The sequence below is a fragment of the Levilactobacillus suantsaii genome (assembly GCF_004115745.1).
Lineage (GTDB): Bacteria > Bacillota > Bacilli > Lactobacillales > Lactobacillaceae > Levilactobacillus > Levilactobacillus suantsaii.
The window spans coordinates 1-1,963 of the sequence record NZ_QXIL01000050.1; the positions used below are offsets into that span (position 1 = coordinate 1).

Below are 1,963 nucleotides of genomic sequence, written 5' to 3' on the forward strand. Positions count from 1 at the left end.
AGTGGTTCACGAGGAAAGACCGGGGTTCCTTCTGGAGACTGGCAAAGTAGGCGGCGGATTTTTTTAACATATCACGCTCCAATGCTAATTCGGCATTTTCACGTTTTAAGGCACGGTTCTCAGCTTCTAAAGAAGCAAACGGCGTTTGCTTTCCATCTTCGGTATATAGCTTCCGCCAACGATACAGGGCACTTTCAGGAACACCAAGTTCGGAGGCAATGATTTTAACTGGTTTGGAAGAGTTAAAACTCAAACGTACCGCATTTTTCTTAAAATCTTGGTCGTAGCGATTGCGTGAATAGGTCATTTTGAGGACTCCTTTCGGATAAATTAATTCTCTTATGTTTCTGTCCGAAATTCTAGTACAGACCCTCCATAATTTGTATGCTCTTTTCTAGTACATATTTACGATAATTATTCGATTACCAAAAATGCCACCATTTTTTATTAGTTATATTTTTAGCTGCCTGTTTTTTTGCACCATCAGTTTTTGCAACTTGGCTTTTTTCTATACTTTCAAGATCTTCAACTGGGCCATCTAATTTTCGTAGGCGTTCTTTCAAATGGCGATCTTCTGCTACTGTTGCTAATTGTAATTGTTGCTGCTGATCCACCAATTTTGTTAGATGATCTATTTGTCGGTCTTTGGTAGCAAGCTGTTTGTCACGTTGAGACTTTAAATCTGCTACCTCTTTTCTTAGAGTAGCAATTAGCTCATTATTTTTTTTGCTAGTCTTTGTCGCTTTTTTGCTACCTATTTGTTGATCTTTTGCTACCAAAGGCTTTGCTACCTTGTCCCTAATAATCCTTTCAGCTGTAAGGCTAATCATGTTTGTACCTTGACTATCTTTTTGTTGGTTCTTTGTTGGTAGTCTTTGGTAGTGATATTGAATAGTTTGTTTAGAGACCTTCAATTCATCAGCAAGTTCTCTAATAGTTTTAGGCATGTTTTCCAAACCCCTTTCGGAGTTCAGAAAGCATTTCTTGTCTTGTCTGATCTCTTATTGTTTTATCATGCTCAATCTGTCGTTCGGCTAAAATCTGTTTTTCAGTTGAGCCTAGTGGTAGGCCTTTAACTTTATCGGTAGCACGCCATTTTTCTTGTTCTGTTAATTCACCATTATTCTGGATATTAAAAAGTTTTTGACGCTCATCTTGGAACTTACCTTGAGAAAAGTCGTTTGCGTCTTTTCTTTCAGGCTTCCAAGTAAAAGTATAACCAATCACTGGTTTCCCACGACCTTTACCATATTTTTTTCGTATAGTTAGGCCTCTAAACAAAGGGGTTAGTTCTTCCTTAATTGGGCGAATAACCCTAGATTCAACGTTCGCAGGCTTACTCCAATAGCTTTGTGGAATATCTAGTAGTTCAAAGAAATCATTTTTAGAAAAATAAGCATAACCAGTGGTTCGGAATTGTTTAAGAATACGAAAAGTTGTTTTTGCGTAACTACTCTTTAAATCTCGAAACTCTGTCAAAGCATAACGAACCCAACTTTCGAGATTATTTAGAAGTTTCAACGCTTTGGGATAAATTTGAATATCAACATAAGGAACGTCTGCAGATCCCTTAATTTCAAATCGAGTGAACATGACAAACATCTCTCTATCAAGACCATCTTTACTTCGAGAGCCAAATCTAAGACCTAGTATTTTTTGATATGTACTTTGTATGTCATCAATAAACCGATTATTTGCGGTTGGCTTATAGGCACTTAACTCTTTTAACTGATCAAAGGTAAATCTAACAGTATCATCACCTTTATCACGCATTCTAGAAACTACAGAAAAGAACAAGTTCATTTCTACAGGAGTAAACCTTCGCAAGGGGATTGTATTTAATTCAGGGTCATATTTGACTAATTCATTGCTCATAAAATAACCTCCTTGAATAATACTACCTTATTTGAATACAGGAGTAAATAAATGTAGTCGATAAACAGACAAAATGTAGTCGATAAAC

2 protein-coding genes and 1 pseudogene are annotated in these 1,963 nt (G+C 36.5%); all 3 read right to left on the reverse strand.

All coding sequences use genetic code 11. From position 1 onward, the window contains the following. A pseudogene (locus DXH47_RS11415) lies at positions 1-307 on the reverse strand (transposase); the annotation flags it as partial. Positions 308-422: 115 nt separating this feature from the next. After that, positions 423-947, reverse strand: a complete 525-nt coding sequence (locus DXH47_RS11420) for a DUF536 domain-containing protein (protein WP_129033425.1) — start codon at positions 945-947, stop codon at positions 423-425. Next, positions 940-1,875, reverse strand: coding sequence for a replication initiation protein (locus DXH47_RS11425; protein WP_063285835.1), 936 nt, complete (start codon positions 1,873-1,875; stop codon positions 940-942). The genes DXH47_RS11420 and DXH47_RS11425 overlap by 8 nt, the downstream gene beginning before the upstream one ends. Between the last annotated feature and the right edge of the window lie 88 nt (positions 1,876-1,963).

Bases quoted from the DNA above. Each gene is read 5' to 3' on its own strand.
- DXH47_RS11425 (WP_063285835.1), bottom strand. From the start codon at position 1,875: ATGAGCAATGAATTAGTCAAATATGACCCTGAATTAAATACAATCCCC.
- DXH47_RS11420 (WP_129033425.1), bottom strand. From the start codon at position 947: ATGCCTAAAACTATTAGAGAACTTGCTGATGAATTGAAGGTCTCTAAA.